22 protein-coding genes and 1 other RNA gene are annotated in these 24,500 nt (G+C 56.5%); 8 read left to right on the top strand and 15 right to left on the bottom strand.

What is annotated here, in order from left to right; genetic code table 11:
- Position 1: 1 nt before the first annotated feature.
- On the top strand, positions 2-2,725 hold the full coding sequence (locus FHL07_RS19510; protein ID WP_138738804.1) for a DEAD/DEAH box helicase: 2,724 nt from the start codon (positions 2-4) through the stop codon (positions 2,723-2,725).
- A gap of 53 nt (positions 2,726-2,778) precedes the next feature.
- Here FHL07_RS19510 and FHL07_RS19505 read toward each other — a convergent pair whose 3' ends face one another.
- The 5 genes from FHL07_RS19505 to FHL07_RS19485 form a co-directional block, all read right to left on the bottom strand.
- Complete coding sequence (locus FHL07_RS19505; protein WP_138738803.1) at positions 2,779-3,081, bottom strand: hypothetical protein; 303 nt, start codon at positions 3,079-3,081, stop codon at positions 2,779-2,781.
- A 209-nt stretch (positions 3,082-3,290) separates the two neighbouring features.
- Positions 3,291-4,079, bottom strand: a complete 789-nt coding sequence (locus FHL07_RS19500) for a hypothetical protein (protein ID WP_138738802.1) — start codon at positions 4,077-4,079, stop codon at positions 3,291-3,293.
- A gap of 51 nt (positions 4,080-4,130) precedes the next feature.
- On the bottom strand, positions 4,131-4,529 hold the full coding sequence (locus FHL07_RS19495; RefSeq protein ID WP_238705567.1) for a lambda-exonuclease family protein: 399 nt from the start codon (positions 4,527-4,529) through the stop codon (positions 4,131-4,133).
- A 78-nt stretch (positions 4,530-4,607) separates the two neighbouring features.
- Positions 4,608-5,576 (bottom strand): DUF932 domain-containing protein, encoded by a 969-nt coding sequence (locus tag FHL07_RS19490; protein ID WP_138738801.1) that lies wholly within the window; start codon positions 5,574-5,576, stop codon positions 4,608-4,610.
- A gap of 92 nt (positions 5,577-5,668) precedes the next feature.
- Positions 5,669-5,998, bottom strand: a complete 330-nt coding sequence (locus FHL07_RS19485) for a hypothetical protein (RefSeq protein ID WP_075226479.1) — start codon at positions 5,996-5,998, stop codon at positions 5,669-5,671.
- A gap of 283 nt (positions 5,999-6,281) precedes the next feature.
- On the opposite strand from FHL07_RS19485, the gene FHL07_RS19480 reads away from it, so the two are divergent.
- Together FHL07_RS19480 and FHL07_RS19475 are read left to right on the top strand one after the other, a co-directional pair.
- Positions 6,282-8,156, top strand: coding sequence for a formylglycine-generating enzyme family protein (locus FHL07_RS19480; protein ID WP_138738800.1), 1,875 nt, complete (start codon positions 6,282-6,284; stop codon positions 8,154-8,156).
- A 54-nt stretch (positions 8,157-8,210) separates the two neighbouring features.
- The gene (locus tag FHL07_RS19475; RefSeq protein ID WP_202979104.1) at positions 8,211-9,116 is read left to right on the top strand and encodes a viperin family antiviral radical SAM protein; all 906 of its coding nucleotides are present in this window, start codon (positions 8,211-8,213) and stop codon (positions 9,114-9,116) included.
- A gap of 285 nt (positions 9,117-9,401) precedes the next feature.
- Here FHL07_RS19475 and FHL07_RS19470 read toward each other — a convergent pair whose 3' ends face one another.
- The 8 genes from FHL07_RS19470 to FHL07_RS19435 form a co-directional block, all read right to left on the bottom strand.
- Complete coding sequence (locus FHL07_RS19470; RefSeq protein ID WP_138738798.1) at positions 9,402-10,658, bottom strand: integrase domain-containing protein; 1,257 nt, start codon at positions 10,656-10,658, stop codon at positions 9,402-9,404.
- A 184-nt stretch (positions 10,659-10,842) separates the two neighbouring features.
- Positions 10,843-11,234, bottom strand: a transfer-messenger RNA (tmRNA) gene (ssrA, locus tag FHL07_RS19465).
- A gap of 73 nt (positions 11,235-11,307) precedes the next feature.
- Entirely contained in the window at positions 11,308-11,589 is a 282-nt protein-coding gene (locus FHL07_RS19460) for a hypothetical protein (RefSeq protein WP_095002535.1), read from the bottom strand.
- A gap of 262 nt (positions 11,590-11,851) precedes the next feature.
- Positions 11,852-14,659 (bottom strand): FAD-binding and (Fe-S)-binding domain-containing protein, encoded by a 2,808-nt coding sequence (locus tag FHL07_RS19455; RefSeq protein ID WP_138738797.1) that lies wholly within the window; start codon positions 14,657-14,659, stop codon positions 11,852-11,854.
- The gene (locus FHL07_RS19450; protein ID WP_095002537.1) at positions 14,656-15,327 is read right to left on the bottom strand and encodes a LutC/YkgG family protein; all 672 of its coding nucleotides are present in this window, start codon (positions 15,325-15,327) and stop codon (positions 14,656-14,658) included. Before FHL07_RS19450 ends, FHL07_RS19455 begins: the two co-directional genes overlap by 4 nt.
- The gene (locus FHL07_RS19445) at positions 15,324-16,784 is read right to left on the bottom strand and encodes a LutB/LldF family L-lactate oxidation iron-sulfur protein (RefSeq protein ID WP_095002538.1); all 1,461 of its coding nucleotides are present in this window, start codon (positions 16,782-16,784) and stop codon (positions 15,324-15,326) included. Before FHL07_RS19445 ends, FHL07_RS19450 begins: the two co-directional genes overlap by 4 nt.
- On the bottom strand, positions 16,781-17,605 hold the full coding sequence (locus FHL07_RS19440; protein WP_138738796.1) for a (Fe-S)-binding protein: 825 nt from the start codon (positions 17,603-17,605) through the stop codon (positions 16,781-16,783). The genes FHL07_RS19445 and FHL07_RS19440 overlap by 4 nt, the downstream gene beginning before the upstream one ends.
- A 113-nt stretch (positions 17,606-17,718) precedes the next feature.
- Positions 17,719-19,413: a lactate permease LctP family transporter gene (locus tag FHL07_RS19435; protein WP_095020679.1), complete on the bottom strand. Its 1,695-nt coding sequence runs from the start codon at positions 19,411-19,413 to the stop codon at positions 17,719-17,721.
- Positions 19,414-19,674: 261 nt separating this feature from the next.
- Between FHL07_RS19435 and FHL07_RS19430 the strand changes: the two genes are divergently transcribed.
- Positions 19,675-20,442 (top strand): GntR family transcriptional regulator, encoded by a 768-nt coding sequence (locus FHL07_RS19430; protein ID WP_016783458.1) that lies wholly within the window; start codon positions 19,675-19,677, stop codon positions 20,440-20,442.
- Between the two features lie 156 nt (positions 20,443-20,598).
- Here the strand turns inward: FHL07_RS19430 and smpB are convergent, their stop codons facing one another.
- Positions 20,599-21,081, bottom strand: a complete 483-nt coding sequence (gene smpB / locus FHL07_RS19425; RefSeq protein ID WP_048383611.1) for an SsrA-binding protein SmpB — start codon at positions 21,079-21,081, stop codon at positions 20,599-20,601.
- A 117-nt stretch (positions 21,082-21,198) separates the two neighbouring features.
- On the opposite strand from smpB, the gene FHL07_RS19420 reads away from it, so the two are divergent.
- Genes FHL07_RS19420 through FHL07_RS19410 form a run of 3 tightly spaced genes read left to right on the top strand, consistent with a single transcriptional unit; the run spans position 21,199 to position 23,354 of the window.
- Positions 21,199-22,602, top strand: coding sequence for a sodium-dependent transporter (locus tag FHL07_RS19420; RefSeq protein ID WP_095002541.1), 1,404 nt, complete (start codon positions 21,199-21,201; stop codon positions 22,600-22,602).
- A 7-nt stretch (positions 22,603-22,609) separates the two neighbouring features.
- On the top strand, positions 22,610-23,044 hold the full coding sequence (locus FHL07_RS19415; RefSeq protein ID WP_095002542.1) for a type II toxin-antitoxin system RatA family toxin: 435 nt from the start codon (positions 22,610-22,612) through the stop codon (positions 23,042-23,044).
- Entirely contained in the window at positions 23,037-23,354 is a 318-nt protein-coding gene (locus tag FHL07_RS19410; protein WP_138738795.1) for an RnfH family protein, read from the top strand. The genes FHL07_RS19415 and FHL07_RS19410 overlap by 8 nt, the downstream gene beginning before the upstream one ends.
- 57 nt (positions 23,355-23,411) lie before the next feature.
- On the opposite strand, the gene FHL07_RS19405 is transcribed toward FHL07_RS19410, so the two are convergent.
- Positions 23,412-23,939, bottom strand: a complete 528-nt coding sequence (locus tag FHL07_RS19405) for an outer membrane protein assembly factor BamE (protein WP_095020681.1) — start codon at positions 23,937-23,939, stop codon at positions 23,412-23,414.
- Between the two features lie 98 nt (positions 23,940-24,037).
- Between FHL07_RS19405 and fur the strand changes: the two genes are divergently transcribed.
- On the top strand, positions 24,038-24,451 hold the full coding sequence (gene fur, locus FHL07_RS19400) for a ferric iron uptake transcriptional regulator (RefSeq protein WP_029611724.1): 414 nt from the start codon (positions 24,038-24,040) through the stop codon (positions 24,449-24,451).
- Positions 24,452-24,500: the final 49 nt, after the last annotated feature.

The raw sequence follows: 24,500 nt of genomic DNA, 5'->3' as shown, positions 1-24,500 counted from the left end.
CATGCAATTTCAACCCGGTGAACGCGTTAGCCATCATGATTTTGGCCAAGGTGTCGTTATATCCTCTGCGGGCGGTTACGCCCGCGTGTTCTTTCCTCAAGGTGAACGACAGGTACCTGTTAGCACTTTGGCGGCGGCGCTTAGCCATAATGAGCGCGTGGTGGCAAACATTGGCAGTCGCACAGATAGCGCTACAAAGGCATGGCTGTCCTGGAAAGCTCACGAATTGCCGCTTCAGGATTCTGCAAGCTCGCTGACGTCTGCCAAGATCGATTTACTACCGCACCAGGTGGTACTGACCCATCGTATTGCCTGTGCAAGCCCGCGTCGCTTTTTGATCGCCGACGAAGTGGGTTTAGGTAAAACCATTGAAACCGCGTTGGTCTTAAGAGAACTGGCAAGCCGTGGCGAACTAAACCGGGCGTTGATGGTGGTGCCTGCTGGCCTGGTGAACAACTGGCACCGTGAGCTTAACGAAGTCTTTAACCTGAACTTTGAAGTATTTGGCCGAGAAGGTGATGTCAGCGACAGGCGCAGCAATGCGTTTGCAAAGCACAATCTGTTGATCGCCAGTATCGATACCTTAAAACGACCAGCCAGAATCAAAAAAATACTCGAAGCGCCGCGCTGGGATTTGATTGTGTTTGATGAGGCCCATCACTGCACGGCCTCTAAGCAGGGTGGTAAAACACGCAAGACGCAGAACTACAAGCTGGCAGAGGCATTACGCGACCATAGCCGCGATATGATTTTGCTTTCGGCTACACCGCACCAGGGCGATCACTTTCGGTTTTGGAAATTGATCGATCTGCTCGATCCAACCCTGTTCTCCAGCGAAACGGAAATGATTGAGGAGCGTCACCGCCTGAACCCAATCATCTTCCGGCGTACAAAGGCGGATGCTTGTAAACCGGATGGTTCTACCTTGTTTGCACGACGTTGGGTTCATACCGAAGCCTTTTCCATGTCAGACACAGAGCGCGATTTCTATAACGCTCTAAATGAATACTTGCGTGATGGTTTTGCTTTGGCGAAGAAGCAAGGTGGCAAAGGAACGGCACTCGGTTTTGTAATGACGATTTTCCAAAAAATCGCAGCATCCAGTTTTGCAGCAGTGCACCGCACCCTGAGAAGACGGCTATTGGCGTTAACCGTACACGAAGGCTTGATGCACGATGAAAATCTGGATCTCGACGCCAGAGACGTTGCGTTCAATGAAGCTAAAGAGCAGATCCGCATTGAGTTTGATTTAGGCCATGACCGCATTGCAGAGCTTGAAATTGATCGAGTTCTGAATGACATCAAGCGTCGCCTCCTTAAAAAAATCAATGAAGAGCAACTAGCTGCAGCTTCCGACACCTTTAGCGATGAACTGGAGACTGCTGCAGCTGAAGACGCCGCGATGGACGCCGTTTCGTACGCTTTGCCCGAAGAACGATTCCGTATCAAAGAACTTCTGGGCTTGTTTCCAGTCGCTCGCGAAACCAAACTGGAAAAGCTGATTGGAGCTTTAGGTGTTCTTTGGCAACAAAACCCGAATGAACGCATCGTGATTTTCGCAACCTACCTTGGCACGGTAGAAATGCTGGGAGTGCAGATTGAAAAGGCTTACCCAGGACAAGGCGTGGTGGTTCTTAAAGGGGGCGATCACGGCAGCAAGCTCGCGGCTGAAAGGCGTTTCAAACAAGCGAATGGCCCAAGAGTAATGATTTGTACTGCTGCGGGTCGAGAAGGCATCAACCTGCAACATGCCAGGGTGTTGTTCAACTTTGATTTGCCGTGGAATCCGATGGATATGGAGCAGCGCATCGGGCGCATTCATCGTTATGGACAGACCGATACCGCTCAGGTTTATAACCTAGTGTTGGGGGATACCATTGAAGGCCGAATTTTCCTGCTTCTCGATGAAAAGCTTAAAGAGATTGCCAGAGCGCTCGGTAAGGTAGATGAGAAAGGTCAGGTAGAAGAAGATCTCCGATCTCAGATCCTTGGGCAGCTGTCGGAGCAGGTTAATTACCAGCAGCTCTATTCCCAGGCTTTGCAAGACCCGGAGCTTAAACGTACCCGGTTGGAGCTTGAGGCCGCGATGGACAACGCCCGTCATGCCAAGGATGCGGTGTTTGAGCTCTTTCAAGATTTGGATGGCTTCAGTCTGGATGAATACACCCCGCTATCCGATACCAAAGGATCTATAGACGATCTGATAAGGTTTATGCAAAAAGCCTTACCGTATGAAGGGGGAACTATTGAAATTCGTGGCGAAAAACAATTTGCATTGGTGAAAGATGGCCTTGATCAGATGCTCTTCACCACAGATCGCGAAGAAGCCACCAATTCAGAAAAATTACATCTGATAGGTTTGGATCATCCGGTCATTTCGGAACAGCTCGATAAGTACAGAAATATCGAACCTGAGGTTTTAGGTTTTTATTCAGGTGTGCTGAATCCCGGTGAGTCAGTTTCTATTTGGCAAGTACGTGCAGCCAATGAAAAAGGGCATACCGTACATTCGATCATGAAGCTGGCCGTGGATGGGGATGGTAATCGGCTGCCCCATTTAGAAAAGCAAATAGACAGCATCTTTCAAGCACAAACCGGCAGCGGTGAATCGTTAGTGGATTTGCACAAGATAGAGGCCGTTTTGGAGCGCGAGCTTCATCACAAAAATATCGTCAAGCTTGAACAGTCCTATTCGGCAAGGCTTATTGGCATGGCGTGTGGGTAATTTGCTTAATTGGGCTGTACTCCTGGAGCGATCGATAGTTCGGGCGTCGACCGCTAGATCCAGTGAGTAGGGATTTCGACACTGTAGTTCTTCGCGGCGGTTTTCAGTGTGGCGAGAATCTCTGCGTGCCTTGCCTTGTCGGCTGGCTGCCAGGTCGCTCGTCGTTCCAGCAGGCTCTTCAGCTCGCCTAGGTTGTACATGCCAAGTCGGTGAAAATTGCCCCAGCTGGGAATGCCGAACAGGTTGTATATGACCACGGTGGAGTCACGCTCGCTGGCCAGACGCTTCTCGCCTGTTAGCTTTTCCGCAGCCTCTTCAGCTTCGTCGCGGTCGTCGTAGGTGTTAAGCAGTTTCATAGGTTTCGGATGCAAGCTCAATGGGGCGTAGATTTTGCCCGACTGAGGAAAAAAGAGCATCCCCATCATAAGCGCAAGGTGAGTATCTGCTCAGCTATGCACTTGGCCAAAAAAATACTGAAGTGAAACCAATAAGGGGCATATGCCCCCTATTGTCAGGTTTACCAAGCCGACTGTGCTTTTCACTGGTCCGGCAGTACTCAGAATCATTATTGCAACAGATAGCCCATTGGCTGGTCATCTTTGTCGAAGCAGAGGATGGTTTCACAGTGACCGCCTAGCTGATCGGCATTTGACTCGCTGATATCGGGCAACCATTTACCCAGCTCAGCGACTGGTATCTTGTTGTTGTTGATATAGCAGTCGTCATCAGCTTGCGGGTTGCACCAGGCGGTTTTGACTTCTGGCCATTCGGACTGGGGAGCGGCTGGGGTATTCGTCGTTGTTGATGCAGTTCCGTGTTTCTCCTGATTCCACGCGACCCAGCCACCGATGTAGCGCTTGTCGAAGGTCGAAACCAGCTCATTGTCCGGGACGCCTGCATCCAGGTAGAACTTCATCAATAGACTGCCAGCTTCAACGTACGACACTTGCCGAGTCGCGTCGGTGCGGTAGGCAACTGGCTTGCCATCGGTGCTACTGCCTATGCGATACCAGATGGAGAGCTGGAATGGGGTGTCTTCCTTCCATTGACCTACCTCTGCACCTTGGATTCGGCAGTTGCCACGCTGACACATGCCATTGACCTTGTTGGTGATACGGACGTTTTGCTGGCGCTGAGCGTCCCAGATATCCACGTAGCGCGTGCTGGTGAGCCAAGTACAAAAAAGCATAGGTTGACCCGCCGCTGCTGGACGGGTGACGCATGGGATTGCCTCCGGGAGGTTGTGCGTCGATTTTTCGTCGGGAAAGAAAGCCGCTGTACCTTGGTACGCGGAGATTTCAGCGTTGGCTTGGGCGCAGAGCGCGAGAAGGAGAATGCTAAAAATACGTTTCATGGTCTGTTTCTTACTATGAAGGTGAGAGAGAAAGAGGTCTTGAACAGGCTGCTATTGCTTGTAAACAACCTTGAGCTGTTTGTTGACGTAGTCCTTGATGATTTCGTAATCGGGGTTGGAGGTAACGAGCGTATGACCTACTCCTGCTGCGGCCGTTAATGTCGCGATGGTCAATGTGGCGGGTGTTGTGAGGACGCTGCCCCAGTACATCGGACTTTCTTCATCGTGCGGGTCGGCCTTGGGCAATGTGGTGTCGCGTCCCGTTTTCTCCAGCCACAGTTCTAGCTGTGATTTATAGGGATTGAGGCCAACGGCCGCGCCTGCATCCGAACTGCCGATGCCCTGTTTACGCACGGCCAGCCAATCTTCACGCGGTAACTCCATGGTACTGATTAGGCGCAGCGCTGGGCGTGGCTTGTCGGTGCTGCGGTTCAATGAAGTGGCTTTCATAACGTTCACCTTGGGGAAATAGAAACGCCCGATCAGCTACCAGGCTGATCGGGCGTTATGGGGTGAGTATGTGGGCAGTCAAGCGATCAGTTGCAGGGCGGTTTCCAGGGCACGTTGTTTAATCTGCGCCCCCTGGCCGAACCAGGCCGAGTCCATGCGGTACTCGTTGTTACGTGCCCGCCGTTCGTGGTCGACAAACTCGGTCACGGAGTTGAGCAGGCCCCAGGCGGTGCCGCGTGCCGAGTCGAGCTGACTGCCCCGACCACGACCTTCGTACAGCTCCTGAACCTTGCGCAGAGCGCGTTCGTTTGGCAGTACCTCCGGCAGTGCGCCGGTTGGACTGGTCTCACACAACACGGTCATGAAGAACCCCAGCGCCTCATGCCACTGCACCTTGCGCTCAGACAAGGCCCGCATGCGGTACATAAACTCATCCCACTGCGAGACGGCGATGCCGAGCTGTTTCTTCACTGCTTTCGGGTCGAAGCGGGTGTTGTGCGGCACCTTGATCGTGCGGCTGGTGCCGTCCAGGGCGATGGTCAGGGTGTTGTTGCACACCACTCGCACGGTGGTTGGTGTTGCTGTGGTGGCCAGGGTGCCGTCGCAGGATGTAGCCAATAGCAAGTAGCCGTTGACCTGATCGTTACCCTTGAGCGCTGCGCCTTGCCCGGTACGCGCCAGCGCCCAGAACTTGCGACCGCCCTTGAGTACCCCCGCAGTCTCCAACTCGTAGCCCGAGACCTCGGTGAGATCGCGGTAGAACTCCAGCACCTCTCGCGGCTGCACGGTGTGGTAGCGCTGGGAAACCACCGACAGCGGTGCCTTGGTGTCCGAACGGAAGAGCACCTTCTGCTCGGGGAAGGAGTGGTTGCTGCCGAGATGGCCGACAGTGTCGGCTTTGAAGTGAACGGGGCTTTCTTGGATCGCCCAGTCCATTCCGGCCTCGCGTTGCCAGACCTCGATGGATTGTTTCTGTGTGAGCAGGTTGCCTAGGCCATGCCACGGTGCAGCGCCAGCGTAGGCCATAGTTTCGACGAGATGAGCCATGGTTGAGATTCCTTTGGGTGCAGGCCGGCATAAAGCGCCGCGCCCAGCGCAGCACCGTCCGGACCTAATAAATAGAAGTGACGTTGACTTGGTTAGGTCGGGAGGTTGAAGCGGTGTCCACATAGCAAGCAGAGGTTATGGGCCAGAACGTGGCGATCAAGCGACTCGCCCAGTTGGGCACCGAGAGCACAACCGCCGACACCGCCGGCCAACCCGCCGAGAATGGCACCCGATACAGAACCGAGGGTGATACCGACAGGGCCGGCGATAGCGCCAATAAGCGCGCCCGCTTGCCCCCCAGCCAGCGCAGCACTGACGCCGCGCGCAGCACCACCCACGGTGCCGATGGCCGCGCCGACTTTCATGGCGTGATGGAAAGAAGCGATTTTGGGGGAATGACAGCGAGGACACTGCAATGACATGGGACGAACCTCTTTGGTGGTGATGTCATAGCAGTAATGTGTGGTTGAAATTATTTTGAATCGAAAACCTCAACAATCGAGGCCTTGTAATCGGGCTATGGTCAGTAATAAGATCAACCATCGCTTGAGTGCGTGTGGTGCCTGAGCAACCACGGCTGAGCAGTTGCCTCCTCAGTTGATCAGCTCAAAGGGCCTTGCCCTCTCTCTCCAAATCCCTGCTGACCATGACCTGTTGCCTGAGGCATCACGGTGCTTTGTTGCCGTGGCTTTATTGGAGAGAGCTATGAATATGCCTGATTTGTTGCGTGCATCGCGTGACGTCCATGTCCTGACTGAGAAGCCGAACACCGAAGACGGGAGTTCTGAGCGCTTCTGGTCAATGCGAATCGAAGGTCTTCATCACGACCACATCCGTGGTGCTGTAGACGAGCTGCGCAGTCGTTGGTCGCGGCCTATTCCCAAGCAGATTGCGCGCTCCGTCAAATCGGTTGCGCTACAGGACGCTCTTGCCCGCACCCTCGGTGCGCAGTCCTATACCCACTGGCGCGAGGTCGAGCAGCAGAAGGTTGCCGACTTTCTGTGCGAGCACGGCATGTCGGTGCCGACTGATCTCATTAAGTGGTCGTATTCACCAAGAATGGCTGGTGCTCTAGTGGCACAGCAGGTTGCCGATCGGTTGTTCAACTCCGGTCTGGCACTGCCTAAGCGGATCTTTACCGGGGTGGGTTCTTGCCTGTTCGCTCCGCGCGCGTACGGTCGTCTGGATTTTGACCAAGTAGCTGGCCGCACATTTTGGACAGACCAGCAGCGATACGCTTTTTGTGAGCAGCATGAGGAAAAAATCCTCATGCGTGCGGAGTACATGCAGGATGGCTGCGGTCTCGACTACCTCGATATGACCGGCCGGATGTTGATGCTCAACGCGGTAAGTGAGTTCATCGGCGGCATGTACAACATGATGGGCAACAATCTGATGGAGCCGGCAGTGGGTAAGCCGGTGATGCGCAGTTACAACATGTCCGAAGAAGATCTAGCGTTTGAGCTGCAGCTGTTCCAGCTGTTCCGTAAAGAAATTGAAGGCTCCGATGAAGGCTGGGTGGACGTACTACCAGTTCCAGGAAATGCCAACCTTATATTCCTGAAAGGTGCCAACGGCGCTTTTGACTGGGTTGTTCGTGATCAACGCGACAAGGAGTTTTCCTCCAACCTGCTTTACCCGTTCTTTAATAAGGACGAAGTCCCCAAGGCTATGGACCGGAGCAAGCTGGACGGGCATTTGTACTTTGCAACCGGCACTTGGACGGAAAAGCTGGAGCACGATGCAGAATCGCGTCATTACGCCGAAGGTGGAACGGCAGCCAAGTGGCCTGGTTATGCGAAGCTGATTCAGCGTGAGCTCATTGCCGGCAAGGGGTACCGAACGCCACGCACTGATACTGGGGTCTCATCCGATGACTTCATCCCGCACCGGCTCGGTGAGAGCTGCTTGATGGTTTCTCCCCTCGTTTCGATCGTTGATTTTTTCGATTTCTGTGCTCGGTCGAATTGGGGGCAGGCCAGGCAAGAGAAGGCGCTCAAAACAAGTTCGAAGGAAATCGACGACTTGGGCAGTATCAACATGGATCCCGCTGAGCTACCGGTGAGCGTGACCTGGCTGGATGCTTTGGCCTATTGTCGTGACTATGAGCGGCGGACAGGGCTTCCTGTTCGACTGCTGAGTGTCGAAGAATGGCAGCAGATCGCCCCGCCGCCGATGGACTTTAGCCATGTGTCATCGGTGCGTAGCCTTGTCGTCAAAAAGGGAGAGATGCCAGACGATCCTATTTATGAACAGTTGGGCTGGGGCATTGTCGGTGGGGATGGCAGGCTGGGTGGCAATTCTTCGCATTGCTACCGGCCTGACGGCTCCATGCACTATGGACCGAACCTGAAATGGGTCGACAATGACGAAGGAATCCCATTCCTCTCGGTGCCGGGTTTCGGCGAGTGGCTGTCTGACCACCAGCATGGAGCAGCGCCGATTGCCTCTGTAGCAACTGGCCAATCTATCGTCGGTGGCTCAATTGAGCGCAGTCTCTGCCCTGTTCATATGACGATGAGCTACAAGGGCGTCAAAGTCGGGTTCCGGCTTTGCTACGTCGCTCATCTCGACGCCTAACCCTCTTTCACCAGGAGCTGAATCATGGTGTATCTCCGAAGTGGAGAGGGGGCTATGCGTCCTCATGTTTCCGAATTGGTTATCAACTGGCACATCACTGAAGCTTGTAACTACAAGTGCCGCTACTGCTATGCGAAATGGGATGGTGCCGGCAGGGAGTTGCTGCATGACTGGACTCGCGTCCGTAATTTGCTCGATGAACTGCAGGCATTCTTTCATCCGGAGAACGATGCCAATCCGCTCAGTCAGCACATGACGTGGTCCAGTATTCGTTTGAATCTGGCCGGTGGAGAGCCGCTGCTGTATCAAGATGCTCTGCTTCGCGCACTGGATTATGCGAGAACTAAGGGGATGGGTGCGTCCATTATCACCAATGGTAGCCGGCTCACAAACGATTTGATTGACCGGCTCGCACCGCTGGTTTCCATGCTCGGACTGAGTATTGACTCAGCGGATCCTACCAGGAACATCGGCATTGGCCGCCTCGACAGCCGTGGCTCTTTGCTGGACGTGGCCTCGCTCCCCGAAATACTGGTGCGCGCAAAGTCGCAGAATTCGGCTCTGCGATTGAAGGTCAATACAGTGGTCAATGCGCTGAACCACCAAGAAGACATGTCGCCGATCATGCATGCGCTTATGCCAGATCGATGGAAAGTGTTGCGCATGCTGCAGGTAGTAACCAGTGATCTGGCGGTTTCGTCTGAGGATTTTCTCGCATTCGTTGCACGGCATGACATTTTTCATGACGTGATGTGTGTCGAGGGTAATGACGACATGACAGAGTCGTACATTATGATCGACCCGCTGGGCCGCTTCTTTCAGAACACAATCGGTCAGACGGGTTACTACTACAGCAACCCTATTGACGTGATTGGTGCTGAGCGTGCGTTCAGCGAATGGCGCTTTTCGGCCGGCGCCTATGCTGCGAGATATCGGGACGCATTGGTGGAGGGGCGATAATGAGAAGATACAGCTCATCCAAGGACATCAATCTGCTGATTAGGCGTCTTCTCGCTGAAGGTTGGTCATATCAGTCAGGGCGCTCTCATGGCCGCATTCGTCCGCCCGAAGGAAGAGGCTTTGTTAGCGTGCCTTGCACTCCAAGCGATTACCGCGCATTTGATAACTTCTTGCATGCTGTCAGGCGTCTGGTAAGTACGATCCATTGCGTGCCAGATACTTAACACTTGTTGGGTGCTCCTGACCTGGAACGGCACTGCTTGCTCCTGGTCAGGGATAAGCTCGTCAGCGAATCGAAACGACTTTTCTGTCCCGATTTTCCGTTATGGCTGACACCGACATGTTGCCGGTGGCTGCTTCCTGAATGTGCTCGCTCCACCAAGCCATCATCGGGCGTCTGCGCTCGATATATTCCGCTCGGTTGTAGGCGCTACGAACCTCGTCCTTGTCGACGTGGGCAAGCGCCACCTCAATCAGCTCAGGATCCCAGCCGTGTTCGTTGAGAATAGTGCTAGCCATTGAGCGCATGCCATGGCTTACCAACCGACCTTCGAAGCCCATGCGCTTTAGCGCCATGTTAGCGGTCTGGCTGTTGCAATGGGTTCGAGGGTCACGGTCTGCAGGAAATACATACTCTCTATGTCCGCTGTAGGGTTTGATTGCCTCCAGCAGTGCCAGTGCTTGATCTGTGAGCGGCACAATATGTATACGGCGTTTCTTCATGCGCTCAGCAGGAATCGTCCAAATTTTCTTCTCGAAGTCGATGTCCTCCCAGCGAGTGGTGGCTGCCTCTGCTGGGCGGGTCATGGTGTTGAGCTGCCATTCGATCAGGCAGCGAGTGGTCCTTTTTATGCTGGCATTGGCAATTGCCACCATGAGTTCTTTCAGCTCATCGGGAGCAAGTGCCGCCATATTCTTCTTTTTCGGCTTCTTGAAGACGGATCGAATCCCACTAAGCGGGTTTGCGTGAATCACTCCCGAGTTGACCCCGTAGGTCATGATTTCGTTGAGTCGCTGTGATAGCCGTTTAACTGTTTCAAGACTGCCTTTGGTTTCGAGTGGCCGAAGCAGGTTTATGACTTGTGGTGCACTGATGGCTGAGATCGGTGTGGTGCCCAGGTCCGGAAAAACGTGCAACGTCAACGAGCGCCAGATGTCCTCGGCATAAGCAGGCGTGACCGAGTCTTTTTTGAGCTCGTACCAAGCAGTGGCTACGTTCTGAAATGTGTGTTCGGTTTCAGCCTTCTTGGCCTGCTTTAGATTATCTCGCTGCTCTTTCGGATCAATACCAGTAGCCAGAAGCTCCCTTGCCTCAATGGTCATTTTTCGTGCTTGGGCGAGAGACAGCTCAGGGTACGTGCCAAGCCCCATGTTGATGCGCTTCTTGGTTACAGGGTGGTAGTAGTTAAAGTTCCAGAGCTTAGAGCCATTGATTCTCACTCGCATCTGAAGGCCGTCACCATCAACTAGGACGTAATCCTTCTCTAAAGGTTTGGCGGCTCTGATCTTGAGTTCAGAAAGGCGAGTAGCTTGAGCGCACATTGGTATTCCATGAGATGTTTTGGTATTCCAAAAATTAGCACTTGAAGGCTTGGAATACCATCTGGAATACCAAAAGACATAGATCTTGCTGGACGTTCGCGGACACTAATGGCGCTGAAAGCCCCGTATTTGCTGGATTTCAGACACAAAAAAAGACGTCCGTGGACGTCTTTAGATGTGTATTTGGTGGAGCCGGGGGGATTTGAACCCCCGTCCGCCAGTACTCCGCTGTCGGTACTACATGCTTAGCCGTTTCTATTAAGTTAACCCTCAGCGACCCGAAGGGCAGGGTGCTTTGGGCGAGTTGTGTAAGTTTTAGCCGATTCGTCCACAACGTACTGCACGGCGATCCTGTTCTATATGACAATCACTTCAGGTTTACAGGCATCCCCTAGTGATTGCTGGACCCGAAGGTACCAGGAGGATGGCTAAGGCAGCTTACGCTGCGAGAGCTTGACCCTCGTAGGTTTCGTCATTGGCAACTATAAGTAGTTGCAACAGTGGATTTACGAGTTCTGTTACCAACTCGGCATGCACCTAGAGTTTCGCAACCGGCGTCGAATCCTAAACGGCCCCGATGCCTGCTGTATATAACCAGCAAGCTAGCGGAGTCTACGCCTTTCTGACGCAGAAGGCCAACCCAAAGGGGTTACTCACCACCTTTGTTGTTGTTGGCAATGTCCTGGAGCACCTGGGTGGTCAGTGAAACGCAGGCCTGAGTGCCTTCTTTGGTGCCTTTGGATTGTTCTTCCTTGGCCTGGGCAACGGTGCTGTCGATGTTGTCTTGTAAGTCGGAGCTGATTTCGCCAGAGCTGGCTACGGCGTCGTTGATCTTTTGCAGGTTGATCTGGCAAAGGTCGTCTGCCGCAAACACCGGGGAGGCCAACATCACTGCGGATATAAACAGACCAGCAAGAGCGGTACGCTTCATGGGGAAAACTCCTTGTGCACAGGGTAGGCCCGGTGTTTCCAGGCTCGGTTTTATGCCCCAAACATTGGGGCCTTAAGCCAATTGACTATAGCCACGCTCGGGAGTTCTGCCTGGGTCAGGCCATTAATTTCTGGTTTTTTTTGTGCCCGAAAGTAGAGCGAATATTTGATTTGGTGGGAGCGGGCTTGCTCGCGACAGGATCGACGCGGTGTATGGGTCACACCGCAGCGATCCTGTCGCGAGCAAGCCCGCTCCCACATTTTCAGGCCTGGGCGCTGGTGACGCGGTCTACCAGGTACACCAGGCCGTGATAGTCGATCCCGCCATGCTGGCTCAAGCCAATCTCACAGGTTCGGCTGGTGGAGATCCCTTCGCTGCAATATTGCACCGCGTCTTTCAAAGTGCGCAGTGAGTGGGCGTTCAGCTCCGGGGTGGTAAAGCCTTTGTCACCGGCAAAGCCGCAGCAATGGATACCCTCGGGGATCACCACGTCGGTGCTGCACAGCCGCGCAATATCGATCAGGGCCTGGCTTTCGCCCAGGTGCTGGGTGCTGCAGGTGACATGCACGGCAATCGGTGCGGTTTGCGGGGTAAAGGTCAACTTGTCCACAAGGTGGGTGCGGATAAAGCGTACCGGGTCGTACAGGTCGAGGCGACTTTCCCCCAGGTCCTGCACCAGGCGCAGGGTGCAGGGGCTGGTGTCGCAGTAGATCGGGTCAAGCCCGCCACGGCTGGCATGCAGCAGTGCGCCGATCAGTTCCTGGCGCTTGTGTTCGGCTTGTTCGTTGTAACCTTTCGACGCAAACGGCTGGCCGCAGCACAGGCTGTCCATATTGTCGGGGAACACCACCTGGTAACCGGCTTTTTCCAGCAGGCCGCGGGTTTTGTCCAGCAACGACATTTGTTCTTTGTCTCCTGCCGCCGGGCCCATGACCCGCGACACGCAAGCCGCCAGGTACACCACCCGCGGGCGGGCATCCTTGACCGGCGGGGTAAAACGAATCGCCCGCTCCGGCTGGGGCATGGCGTTGGTCCACAAGGGCACGCGGCCTTTGCTGGCCTTGCTCAGGGCCGATGAGAGTTTTGCCAGTCGCGGCGCCCCCAGCAGCATGCGCGCACCATTGGCCACATGCAGGGTAAAACGTGCCCCCTGCAGTGCTGTGGTGAAGTGACTGGCCAGCCAGTCAGCCGTTTTCACACTGTCAGCGCTGCGTGCCCGGAGTTTTTTCACCAGTTCGCCGGTATTGATGCCTACCGGGCAGCGTTGCGCGCACAAACCGGTAGCTGCGCAGGTATCGATGCCTTGATAGGCGTAGGCCTTTTCCAGCTCAGCGGTGTCGATACCGGCGCGCTTTCTGGCTTGAATATCCCGCCAGATCACAATCCGCTGCCGCGGGCTCAGGGTCAGTCCCTTGGACGGGCACACCGGTTCGCAAAAACCGCACTCGATGCACTTATCCACAATCTCGTCCGCCGCCGGCATCGGTTTGAGGTGCTTGAGGTGGATATGCGGGTCTTCGCTAAGCACCACGTCGGGGTTGAGAATGCCCTGCGGGTCGAGCAAACGCTTGAGCGTCCACATCAACTGGTAGGCGTCGCTGCCCCATTCCAGCTCGACAAAGGGCGCCATATTGCGCCCGGTGCCGTGTTCGGCCTTGAGCGAACCGCCAAACTCCACGGCCACCAGTTGCGCCACGTCATCCATAAAGGCCTGGTAGCGCGCCACTTCCTCGGGGTTGTTGAAACCCTGGGTAAAGACGAAGTGCAGGTTGCCCTCCAGCGCATGGCCAAACAGGATCGCTTCGTCGTAGTGGTGCTTGTCGAACAGCTCGATCAGGCGGTTGACGCCGATGGCCAGTTGTTCAACGGGGAAGGTCACGTCTTCGATGATCACCGTGGTGCCGGTTTTGCGCACCGCCCCGACGGCCGGGAAGGTGTCTTTGCGGATCGCCCACAGCTTGGCGTTTTCTTTAGGGTCTTCGGTGAAGTCGACCTGTTTTTCAACCGGGAAGTCGACCAGCGAGGCCATGATTTGCGCCAGTTGTTCGTGCAGCAAGGTCTGGGATGCTGCGCGGGACTCGATCAATAGCGCGCAGGCATTGGCCGACAATTGTTGTACGAAAGCCGGCATGCCGGGTTTGTCCTGCACCGAACGCAGGCTGCGACGGTCGAGCAGTTCCACGGCAGACACGGGCTGGCTTTTAAGCACGGTGACGGCGTTGCAGCAGGTCTCGACATCCGGGAACACGATCAGCGCCGAAGCCTTGTTCGGGTGATCGATCACGGTGTCGTAGGTCACCGCGCTGATAAAGCCCAGGGTACCTTCGCTGCCCACCAGCAGGTGGCTGAGGATATCCAGCGGGTCGTCGAAATCCACCAGGGCATTAAGGGACAGGCCTGTGGTGTTTTTCAGACGGTATTTGTGGCGGATTTTTGCAGCCAGTTCAGCGTTGGCGCGGGTTTCGCGAGCCAACGTCCCCAACTGCTCGAGCAATGGCCCGTGGCTTTGGCGAAAGGCGGCGATGTTGGCGGCATCTTCGGTGTCGACCCGGGTACCGTCGGCCAGCACTACGCGCAGGCCCGCCAGGGTGTGGTAGGTGTTTTGCGCGGTGCCGCAACACATGCCGCTGGCATTATTGGCGACGATGCCGCCAATTTTGCAGGCGTTGATCGATGCCGGGTCTGGGCCAATCTTGCGTCCGAACGGGGCCAGCCAGGCGTTGGCCTGGGCGCCGATCACTCCCGGTTGCAGGCGGATTTGCCTGCCCTGGCCGCGGATTTCCTTGCCGTTCCAGTTGTCGCCGAGCACGATCAGCACCGAGTCGCTGATGGCCTGGCCAGAGAGGCTGGTGCCCGCTGCGCGAAAGGTCACCGATACCTGGTCGCGACGGGCCAGGCGCAGCAGCTCCACCACTTCATCTTCGGACTCGACGCGAATCACCAGCTTGGGGATCAGTCGGTAAAAGCTCGCATCGGTGCCGAACGCTAGGGTCGACAGCGCATCGGTAAAACGGCGGTCCTGGGGGATCAGTCGCTCGGCATCACGCACAAAGGCGGCGGGCAGGCTCATGCATCCTCCAGAATCAGCACGATCAGGTCTTTGGGGCCGTGGGCGCCGTAGGCCAGCACTTGCTCGATATCGGCGGTTTTCGACGGGCCGGACACCAATAGCGCATTGGTCGGCATGCCGGCGGTCCAGTTCATTTCACGCTGCACCTGATAAAAGTTGTCACGGATTTCGCTGGCCTTAAGCAGGGCGAAATGCACCGGCGGCACCAGGCTCATCAGCCGTGGTTCTTCCGGGGTTGGCCACATGATCAGGCTGCCGGTGGCAGCAATTGCCCCCAAGGTGGTGGTGAGGCTGGCCGGTGTATCGTTGAACAGTTCGGCTTTCCACGCTTCTACCGGCCGGTCGTAGGCTTTAAGTGCTGGCAACCCGGGGTTTTGTGCCCAGTGTTCGCTGACCTTTTGCCCGTGCGCTGTAGTCGGTGCGATCAGCAGGCTTGGCAACTGACGGTCGGTGACCAATTGCGCGAGCAATGCAGGCCAGCCTTGCTCGGTACTGAGGTGGATTTCAGTGTGGACCGCTTCCATCAGCTTGCGCAGTTGCGGGATACGTTGCTCCGGGGTGTAGGTCCAGGGCTCTGTGACCAGCACTTCGTCAAAATTGTCAGGCACCGGTGTGGTGCCCGTCAGGCTTTTACGCAGTTTATTGAGGATGTTTTGCTTGGCGCTCATCGTGTTTCTCCCGACTTTTTCGCCAGATGCTCGCGGGCCATATCGTGCAGCGAACGGGCGGCGGGTTTGGGCGCGCTGTGGTTTTGCGTCCACGGGCCTACCTTGCTCGGCGTCAGGGCGCGCAGACGGGTAGCGGCTTTCAGGAAGGTGCGGTAAAGCGCGGGTGAGCTGTTGAGCTTGGCCCACATATTCCAGATCAGGCGCTCTTTACGCGAATACTTGCTGCCCTGACCACGCATGATGCGCGGTACGGTATCGGGGGCTTTGACGTTCTCTTCACGCAGGCGCCGCAGCAGGGCCGGGATCGGGATTTTTACCGGGCACACTTCGCCACAGGCACCGCACAGCGACGAGGCGCTCGGGTGATCCGGGACTTTGTTCAAGCCCACCATATGTGGCGTGATGATTGCGCCAATCGGGCCGGGATACACCTCACCGTAGGCATGACCGCCAATGCGGGTGTAAACCGGGCAGTGGTTCATGCAGGCACCGCAGCGAATGCAGTTGAGTGTCTGGCGCAATTCGCTGTCGGCAAACGCCTGGCTGCGACCGTTATCGAGCAGCACCAGGTGCACTTCTTCAGGGCCGTCCAGCTCGCCGGGTTTGCGTGGGCCGGAAATCATATTGACGTAGGTGGTGATCGGCTGGCCAAGGGCCGAGCGGGTCAGCAGGGACACCAGCGGTACAACGTCGCGCAGGTTCTCGACCACTTTCTCGATGCCGGTAACGGCAATATGCACAGGCGGCACCGTGGTCGACATACGCCCGTTGCCTTCGTTTTCCACCAGCAGCAGGGTGCCGGTTTCAGCAACGGCAAAGTTGACGCCAGACACGCCGATGTCCGCTTCAAAGAATTTCTGACGCAGTACGCGGCGGCCGATCTGGATCAGTTGATCCACGTCCTTGGTGTATTCCACGCCGAGTTTTTCGTGAAACAGGTCGGCCACTTGCCCGGCGTTCTTATGGATCGCGGGCATGATGATGTGGGAGGGTTTTTCGTTGTCGAGTTGAACAATATATTCGCCCATGTCGGACTCAAGGCATTCAATGCCCTGGGCGCCGAGTACGTGGTTCATCTCCATCTCTTCGCTGACCATCGACTTGCCTTTGATCACCTGTTTGGCGGCGCGCCGGCGGGCGATGGACATGACGATTTGATTGGCTTCGTCGACGGTTTCAGCCCAATGAACCTGCACGCCATTACGGGTCAGGTTGGCTTCCAGTCGTTCCAGCAGGTCAGGCAACTTGGACAGGGCGCGGGCGCGGATGGCGTTGCCCAGAGCGCGCAAGTGCTCGCGCTCATGGGCGTCGCTGAAGGCAACAGCGCGCTTGGTCATCAGAGAATCCATCGCACTGCGGAAGTTGTTTCGCAGTTGCTTGTCACCCAGGGCTTCGTGGGCGCGCTCGCGGAAGTCTTCTTCGACCGCGACGGTGGGGATCAGGGTGCTGGCGCTCATTGGCCACCTCCGGTGCGCTGCCACAGGAAACTGGCTAGATGCTGGCCGCGCAGTGATTCCTTCTGTTTTTCCAGGGAGCCGTTGATGTTCATCAGGCAGCCGCAATCGGCGGTGAGCACTTGATGGGCGCCGGTATCAATCAGGGAGCGGGTTTTGTCAGCGACCATGGCGCCGGAAATATCCGGCATGCGCACGCTGAAGGTCCCGCCAAAACCGCAGCATTCACTTTCGTGGCTGTGGTCGATGCGCTCCACATTGCCCAGTTGCGCGAGCATTTCGCGGCCGTGCAGGTGGGTGTTCATTTCGCGGCGGGCGGAGCAGGAGGTGTGCAGCGCGACCTTGACCGGGGCGCCGTGGTCCTTGAACTGGACCTTGCACACAAACAGCAAAAATTCGGTGAGTTCAAAGGTGCGTTCAGCCAGGGCGTGAACCTTTTTCAGGGTGTCGGGCTCGTCCTTGAACAGGTCTTCATAGTGTTCGCGCAGCATGCCGGCGCAGGAGCCGGAAGGCACGACGACCGGGTAGTCTTCGGCGAACAGGGCCAGTTGCGCACGGGCCACTTCCCGGGCTTGCTCGGTGTAACCCGAGGTATAGGCCGGTTGACCACAGCAGCTCTGGCCTTGGGGATAATCGACGTCGATACCTTCGCGCTCGATCAGGTGGATGGCGTCCATCCCGGCCTCGGGGAAGAACAGATCGACCACGCAGGTGCCGAACAGGTAGACCTTGCGCGGTTTTTGCGCGGGGTATTGGCGGGGTACAGGCAAGGGCGGGGCGACACGGGTCGCATTCGGCACGGCGTTGTAAAAAAGCTCGCTCATCAGGCGTCTCCGGGTGGTCCCGGTTATGTGTCCACCGAGGTGGACCGGGTCGTGAATTACTGACGCCGGGGCTGTGCCCCGGCGACATTAACGTGCAGTAACCATAGCGCTTATCAGTGAACCAGCATGCCGGTGAACCAGTAGGCCTGGGCCAGGGTGATCAGGCCGACGATGGTGGCGAAAAACAGACTGTGCTTGAGGGTGAAGCGGAACAGGTCCGATTCTTTGCCCACCAGGCCGGTCGCCGCACAGGCGACAGCGATCGATTGCGGGGAAATCATCTTGCCGGTCACGCCGCCACTGGTATTGGCAGCCACCATCAGGGTGTCGCTCACGCCGATCTGGTGCGCGGTGGTGGCCTGCAACGAGCTGAACAGGGCGTTGGACGAGGTGTCGGAACCGGTCAGGAACACGCCCAGCCAACCGAGGAACGGCGAGAAGAACGGGAACGCGGCGCCAGTACCTGCCAGTACCAGGGCCATGGTCGAGGACATGCCCGAGTAGTTGGTGACAAAGGCAAAGGCCAGCACCATACCGATGGAAAGAATCGGCCAGCGCAGTTCGTAGAAGGTTTCTTTTAAAGTGGTCAGACCAGTCTTGATGTCGATCTTCAGGATCAGCATCGAGATCAGTGCCGAGAAGAAAATCGCCGTGCCGGTGGCCGAAATCGGATCAAGTTTGAACACGGCGGCAATCGCGGTCGGCGCGTTGACGATAGGGGCGGTCTTGATCACCAGTTGATCAAGGTGCGGGATCGCGAAGTTGAACACCCAGCCGTACATCGAGCCACCGGCAGAGAACATCGCCTTGAACGGTTTGAGGGTCCAGATGGTGACCAGCACGGTAAGGATCAGGAACGGTGACCAGGCTTTCAGAATCTGCATCAGGCTGTAAGGCGAAGCCATCAGATTGGTCGGTTTACCGAAACCACCTGCGCTCGCGGTAACAATTACGTCAGAGCTAACGCCAGCAATTCGTGCACCTGCGCTACGTTTTGGCTGCCAGACTTTCAGAAACAGGGTCAGGCTGACCAGGCTGGCCAAGGCCGAGGTGATGTCCGGCAGTTCCGGGCCAATGTAGTTGGAGGTGTAGTACTGGGTGATGGCGAAGCTCAAACCGGCCACCAGGGCTGCGGGCCAGGTTTCACGCACGCCGCGCAGGCCGTCCATCATGAATACCAGCCAGAACGGCACGAACAGCGACAGCAGTGGTAGCTGGCGACCGGCCATGGCGCCGATCTTGAACGCGTCGATTCCGGTGACCTGACCCGCCACGATGATCGGGATGCCCAGGGCGCCAAACGCGACCGGGGCCGTGTTGGCGATCAGGCACAGGCCAGCGGCGTACAGCGGGTTAAAACCCAGGCCTACAAGCAGTGCTGCTGTAATCGCTACCGGCGCACCGAAACCGGCTGCACCCTCAAGGAAAGCACCGAAGCAGAAGCCAATCAGCAGTACTTGCAGGCGCTGGTCGTCGGTGATCGACAGCACGGAGCTGCGGATGATTTCGAACTGGCCGCTTTTGACGGTCAGTTTGTAGAGGAACACCGCGGCAACGATGATCCAGGCAATTGGCCACAGGCCATAGGCAAATCCGTAGCCCGCTGCTGCGAAGGCCATATCGACAGGCATCTGGAAGGCAAAGATGGCCACCAGAATCGACAGGGCAAGGGTGATGCTGCCGGCGACGTGACCTTTGAGACGGAACACGGCCAAGGCGAGGAAGAAGAATACGATCGGGACGACGGCCGCGAGAGCGGACAGGCCGAGGCTGCCGAGCGGGCTGTAGAGCTGTTGCCAGGTTTGCATATGGGGTGGCCCCTAATTGTTATTGGTCGATGCTGCAGACTGTGTTTGGTATATTGGTATTACCAATTTACAATCACTGTTGGCTAGGTTAAAAGCCTTATGAGGCATGTGTCAATTTGCCGCCTCACAAACTTTCGTCGGGGTGTTCGTTGTCCGGGCATCTGATGGGGTTTTTAGCGGTGTTTCTGATGGGTGTATGCGTGGCGCCAATCGGCGAGAATAGCGGCCCCCGGCGCGTGGTCGGGAGGGTGGAGAGCAGTTATGGGGTTTGATCAGATCCGGCAGCGCCGTTTGTCGGACGATATTGTCGAGCAGCTCGAGGGCATGATCCTCGAGGGCACGTTGAAGTCAGGTGAGCGCTTGCCTGCCGAACGTGCGCTGGCGGAGCAGTTTGGGGTGTCGCGCCCTTCGTTGCGGGAGGCGATCCAGAAATTGTCGGCCAAGGGGCTGCTGGTCAGTCGCCAGGGTGGCGGCAATTATGTGGCAACATCCCTGGGCTCGACCTTTAGTGATCCTTTGTTGCAACTGTTGGAAAGCAACCCTGAAGCGCAGCGCGATCTGCTTGAGTTCCGTCACACGCTTGAGGCTTCGTGCGCTTTTTACGCGGCATCGCGTGCCACCGAGATGGACCGTGAGCGGCTGCGGCTGGCTTTTGAACGGTTGCAGGACTGTTATGCACGGGTGGATGAAGTCAGTCGCGCAGAAGAGGGGGAGGCCGATGCCAACTTCCACCTGGCCATTGCCGAAGCGAGCCATAACGCGGTGTTGCTGCATACGATTCGCGGGTTATTCGACCTGCTCAAGCGCAACGTGGTGACCAATATTGGTGGCATGTACAAGCAGCGCAGTGAAACGCGCGACATGCTGATCAGTCAGCATCGCGAGTTGTATCTGGCGATTATCGAGGGCAGGGCGGAAGACGCCCGGGAAGTGGCGAGCCGTCACCTGGTGTATGTGCAGGAAGTGCTGGAAGAAGTGCGTCAGGAAGTTCAGCGCATGGCGCGGGCCGAGCGGCGCAATGGCTTGTAATTGTTGATGCAAACCCTGTGGGAGCGGGCTTGCTCGCGATTCATGCAACTCGGTATATCAGGTATACCAAGTCGATTCCATCGCGAGCAAGCCCGCTCCCACAAGAGCTGAGGCAGCATCAAGGCAGTTGCTCCTACGAGTACAAGGGCTGAAGAACTAGTCTTCCTTGCCCTTGTTGCGCACCGCACGTTGCAGCTCGCGATCGGAATCGCGCTCACGCTCGGTATGACGCTTGTCGTATTCCTTCTTGCCTTTACCCAGGGCAATTTCGCACTTGATCAAGTGCTTGCTCCAGTAAAGCGAGAGGCAGACGCAGGCGTAACCCTTCTGCTGCACCGAGGCAAACAGCTTTTCCAGCTCGCGCTGGTTAAGCAGCAGTTTGCGGCTGCGCGTTGGGTCGGCAATAACGTGCGTGCTGGCTGTCGTCAGAGGCGCGATATGGCTGCCGAGCAACCATGCTTCACCATCCTTGAGTAGCACGTAGCTGTCGACCAGCTGTGCCTTGCCTGCACGCAGACTTTTTACTTCCCAGCCGGCCAGGACCAGACCAGCCTCGAACCGATGTTCGATGAAGTAATCGTGTCGCGCTTTTTTATTCTGCGCGATGGTCCCTGTTGGGTGTTTCTTCTGTTTAGCCATAGGGGCAGCATTATAGGCAGTTGCGAGCGTGTCGGCTACGGGCACCTGCGTGCTTGAGCACGTAGGGTGATTCCCGGACAATGCGCCCTCTTTTTTTAGTGGTTGGGCGTAGTAACGATGTCGACAGACAAGGTTTCTGTCCACGGCAGTTGGGCAAGCCGTTGGGTCTTTATTTTCGCTGCGACCGGTTCTGCCGTGGGTTTGGGCAGTATCTGGAAATTCCCTTACATGGTTGGCGTCTATGGCGGCGGCGCGTTTGTGTTGGTGTTTTTGGCCTGTATCGCGCTGATCGGTGTGCCGGTGATGCTGGCTGAAACCCTGATCGGGCGGCGTGCCCGGCTGAGTCCGGCGAATGCCTTGAAGGTGTTGGCGGTCGAGGCGGGGCACTCGGGGCGTTGGTCGTGGGGGGCTTTTGCCGGGATGATCACTGCGCTGCTGATTTTGTCTTTCTATAGTGTGGTGGGCGGCTGGTCGCTGGATTACATCATCAATATGGGCAAGGGCGATTTTCAGGGGGCGACGGCCGATCAGGTCGGCCAGTACTTTGGTGATGTGATTTCCAATCCCTGGCGCCTCACTTTTTGGCATACCGGGTTTATGTTGCTGTCTGCGTATGTGATCGCCAAGGGGGTGGTGGCGGGGCTTGAGCGCAGTTTGCGGATCATGATGCCGCTGCTGTTTGTGCTGCTGCTGGTACTGCTGGGTTACAGCATGACCACCGGGCACTTTATGCAGGGCGTACATTTCATGTTCGACTTCAACCCCGATCGCGTACTCGACGGGTTGCTGGCCGCGATGGGGCATGCGTTCTTTTCCCTGAGCGTGGGTGTGGGGTCGATCATGATTTATGGCGCATACATGCCCAAGAATGCATCGATCTCGGGCACCGTAGTCGGGGTGGCGCTGATAGACACTTTTGTCTCATTGCTCGCCGGGCTGGCATTGTTTCCAATTGTATTTGCGTCGGGGCTCAACCCTGGCGAAGGCCCGGGCCTGATGTTCGTGACCTTGCCGTTTGCCTTCGGTAACGTGGCCTTTGGTCAGTTGATGGGCGTGGTGTTTTTTGTGCTGGTGGCAGTCGCTGCCTGGAGTTCGGCCATTTCGTTGCTTGAGCCAATGGTGGCGTACCTGGTGGAGCGCACCAGGGTGCGGCGCTTGTGGGTCACTTTCTGGCTGGCTTTCAGTTGCTGGTTTGTTGGCCTGGGCACGGTGTTTTCGTTCAATATCTGGAAACAGGCGAAGTTTTTCGTGAACGAAGATTCCGGTTTTCATCTCTATCAATGGGGCGCGGCCAGCGGTCTGGACTTCTTTGGTGTCGTCGATTTCTTCACCTCGCGTATCATGTTGCCCTTGGGCGGCCTGTGTTTTGTGGTCTTTGCAGGCTGGATCATGGGGCGCGGCGCGGTTCGTGACGAATTGTCGATGCGCAGCCCGGTGATGTTCGCCCTGACTCTTTTTTTGATGCGCTATGTGGCGCCACTCGGCATTCTGATTGTGTTTGCCGCCCAGCTGTGGAAGTAACGCTGACATGACTACCCATATCCAACGCTCTGCCTTGTTGCCTTATCCAGCCCAGGCGCTGTATGACCTGGTGAATGATGTTGCGAGCTACCCGCAGTTTTTGCCGTGGTGCTCGTCTGCCGAAATCCTGGAAAGCACTGAAGTGCTGATGCGCGCCAGCCTGGGGGTGGCCAAGGGTGGCCTGAGCCAGCACTTTGTCACCCGCAATACCCTGGTGCCCGGGCAGTCCATCGAGATGAACCTGGAAGAAGGTCCTTTTACCAAGCTGCACGGCCTGTGGGTGTTCAAACCTTTGGGTGACAAAGCGTGCAAAATCAGCCTGGACATGACCTTTGATTACGCCGGGGCCATCGTCAAGGCCACCCTGGGGCCTTTGTTCAATCAGGCGGCCAATACGCTGGTGGATGCTTTTTGCCAGCGCGCCAAGCAGTTGTATGGCTGAGCCGGTGATTGAAGTTGAGATGGTTTATGCCGCGGTCGATCGCCAGTGCCTGCTGACCGTGGTTGTGCCGCAAGGCACGACGCTGCGGGCAGCGGTATTGGTGTCGGGCATGGGGCGCGAGTTTCCCGAGGTTGACCTGGCTAATTGCCCGGTGGGGATTTTCGGCAAGCAGGTGGCTGATCCTGATACCCGGGTGCTGCAGGCAGGGGATCGTATCGAGATGTATCGAGCGCTGCTGGCCGACCCCAAGGAGATTCGCCGTCAGCGTGCGGCCAAGGCTGCCGAGGCCAAGCGCCTCAGTCAGCCCTGACAGCTTTCTTGCAGGCAACAAAAAGCCCGGCATGCCGGGCTTTTTTGTACCGGGCGCTTATTGCTCGGTGGTATCCAGAGGTTCTGGCGTAGGAACCGGTACGGTTTCAACACCGTCTACGTCCTTCTGGATCTGATCAAGCAATGAACCAGGCTTGGCTGGAACTTCGCTCTTCTCGGCTGGAGCTTGAGCAGCCGGTTCGGTCACGTCTGTGCCGCCGGTTTTGCCGAGAATGGCTTCGTCGCGGCTGACGCCAGGCTTGAAGTCACCTGACAGGCTCACGAGCTGGTCGTTCTGGTTGAAGAACACACTGATGCGTTCCTGTTGGCGTTCTCCGCCGCCGGGCTGCAGGCTATACAGATAATCCCAGCGATCAGGGTGGAATGTATCGGTCAGCAGGGCATTACCCATGATAAACCGCACTTGCCGGCGGGTCATTCCCGGGCGTAACTGGTTTATCATGTCCTGCGTGACGACATTGCCCTGTTGGATGTCGATTTTGTAAACCCCGGGGAATGAACAACCGGCGAGTGCGAGCAGTCCCACAAAGGTGAAACTGGTTAGCAAGAGCTTGGTGTTTTGCATCGGTGGGCGACTTCCACTATCTTGGCTGGGACAACGTAAACGCCGATCATACCCGTATTAAGAGAAGCTGCGAAGCGGCTTCCGCGAGAAAGCTAACCATGGTTGAAAATAGCGAACTACGTAAGGCCGGACTTAAGGTGACTCTGCCACGAGTCAAAATTCTACAGATGCTTGACTCTGCAGAGCAGCGTCACATGAGCGCCGAGGATGTTTACAAGGCACTTATGCAAGCAGGCGAGGACGTAGGTCTGGCCACGGTTTACCGTGTTCTGACCCAGTTTGAGTCAGCTGGGCTGGTGATTCGCCATAATTTTGATGGCGGTCATGCTGTCTTTGAATTGGCTGATGCTGACGGCGGCCACCACGACCATATGGTCAACGTGGACAGCGGTGAAGTGATCGAGTTTTTCGACGAAGACATCGAAAAACTGCAGCACGCCATTGCAGCCAAGCACGGTGTTGAGTTGGTGGATCACAACTTGGTGCTGTACGTGCGCAAGAAGGCCAAGTAAGAGCATGTCACGCGAATTACGGTTCGCGAAACGATCGAAGGCGGCCCAA

The organism is Pseudomonas sp. FSL W7-0098 (genome assembly GCF_005930585.1).
Taxonomy (GTDB): Bacteria; Pseudomonadota; Gammaproteobacteria; order Pseudomonadales; family Pseudomonadaceae; genus Aquipseudomonas; species Aquipseudomonas bubulae.
Note: the sequence above shows the minus strand (reverse complement) of the source record. Positions and strands in the feature narration are given on the sequence as shown.

Bases quoted from the DNA above. Each gene is read 5' to 3' on its own strand.
- FHL07_RS19510 (WP_138738804.1), top strand. From the start codon at position 2: ATGCAATTTCAACCCGGTGAACGCGTTAGCCATCATGATTTTGGCCAA.
- FHL07_RS19505 (WP_138738803.1), bottom strand. From the start codon at position 3,081: ATGAAACTGCTTAACACCTACGACGACCGCGACGAAGCTGAAGAGGCT.
- FHL07_RS19500 (WP_138738802.1), bottom strand. From the start codon at position 4,079: ATGAAACGTATTTTTAGCATTCTCCTTCTCGCGCTCTGCGCCCAAGCC.
- FHL07_RS19495 (WP_238705567.1), bottom strand. From the start codon at position 4,529: ATGAAAGCCACTTCATTGAACCGCAGCACCGACAAGCCACGCCCAGCG.
- FHL07_RS19490 (WP_138738801.1), bottom strand. From the start codon at position 5,576: ATGGCTCATCTCGTCGAAACTATGGCCTACGCTGGCGCTGCACCGTGG.
- FHL07_RS19485 (WP_075226479.1), bottom strand. From the start codon at position 5,998: ATGTCATTGCAGTGTCCTCGCTGTCATTCCCCCAAAATCGCTTCTTTC.
- FHL07_RS19480 (WP_138738800.1), top strand. From the start codon at position 6,282: ATGAATATGCCTGATTTGTTGCGTGCATCGCGTGACGTCCATGTCCTG.
- FHL07_RS19475 (WP_202979104.1), top strand. From the start codon at position 8,211: ATGCGTCCTCATGTTTCCGAATTGGTTATCAACTGGCACATCACTGAA.
- FHL07_RS19470 (WP_138738798.1), bottom strand. From the start codon at position 10,658: ATGTGCGCTCAAGCTACTCGCCTTTCTGAACTCAAGATCAGAGCCGCC.
- FHL07_RS19460 (WP_095002535.1), bottom strand. From the start codon at position 11,589: ATGAAGCGTACCGCTCTTGCTGGTCTGTTTATATCCGCAGTGATGTTG.
- FHL07_RS19455 (WP_138738797.1), bottom strand. From the start codon at position 14,659: ATGAGCCTGCCCGCCGCCTTTGTGCGTGATGCCGAGCGACTGATCCCC.
- FHL07_RS19450 (WP_095002537.1), bottom strand. From the start codon at position 15,327: ATGAGCGCCAAGCAAAACATCCTCAATAAACTGCGTAAAAGCCTGACG.
- FHL07_RS19445 (WP_095002538.1), bottom strand. From the start codon at position 16,784: ATGAGCGCCAGCACCCTGATCCCCACCGTCGCGGTCGAAGAAGACTTC.
- FHL07_RS19440 (WP_138738796.1), bottom strand. From the start codon at position 17,605: ATGAGCGAGCTTTTTTACAACGCCGTGCCGAATGCGACCCGTGTCGCC.
- FHL07_RS19435 (WP_095020679.1), bottom strand. From the start codon at position 19,413: ATGCAAACCTGGCAACAGCTCTACAGCCCGCTCGGCAGCCTCGGCCTG.
- FHL07_RS19430 (WP_016783458.1), top strand. From the start codon at position 19,675: ATGGGGTTTGATCAGATCCGGCAGCGCCGTTTGTCGGACGATATTGTC.
- smpB (WP_048383611.1), bottom strand. From the start codon at position 21,081: ATGGCTAAACAGAAGAAACACCCAACAGGGACCATCGCGCAGAATAAA.
- FHL07_RS19420 (WP_095002541.1), top strand. From the start codon at position 21,199: ATGTCGACAGACAAGGTTTCTGTCCACGGCAGTTGGGCAAGCCGTTGG.
- FHL07_RS19415 (WP_095002542.1), top strand. From the start codon at position 22,610: ATGACTACCCATATCCAACGCTCTGCCTTGTTGCCTTATCCAGCCCAG.
- FHL07_RS19410 (WP_138738795.1), top strand. From the start codon at position 23,037: ATGGCTGAGCCGGTGATTGAAGTTGAGATGGTTTATGCCGCGGTCGAT.
- FHL07_RS19405 (WP_095020681.1), bottom strand. From the start codon at position 23,939: ATGCAAAACACCAAGCTCTTGCTAACCAGTTTCACCTTTGTGGGACTG.
- fur (WP_029611724.1), top strand. From the start codon at position 24,038: ATGGTTGAAAATAGCGAACTACGTAAGGCCGGACTTAAGGTGACTCTG.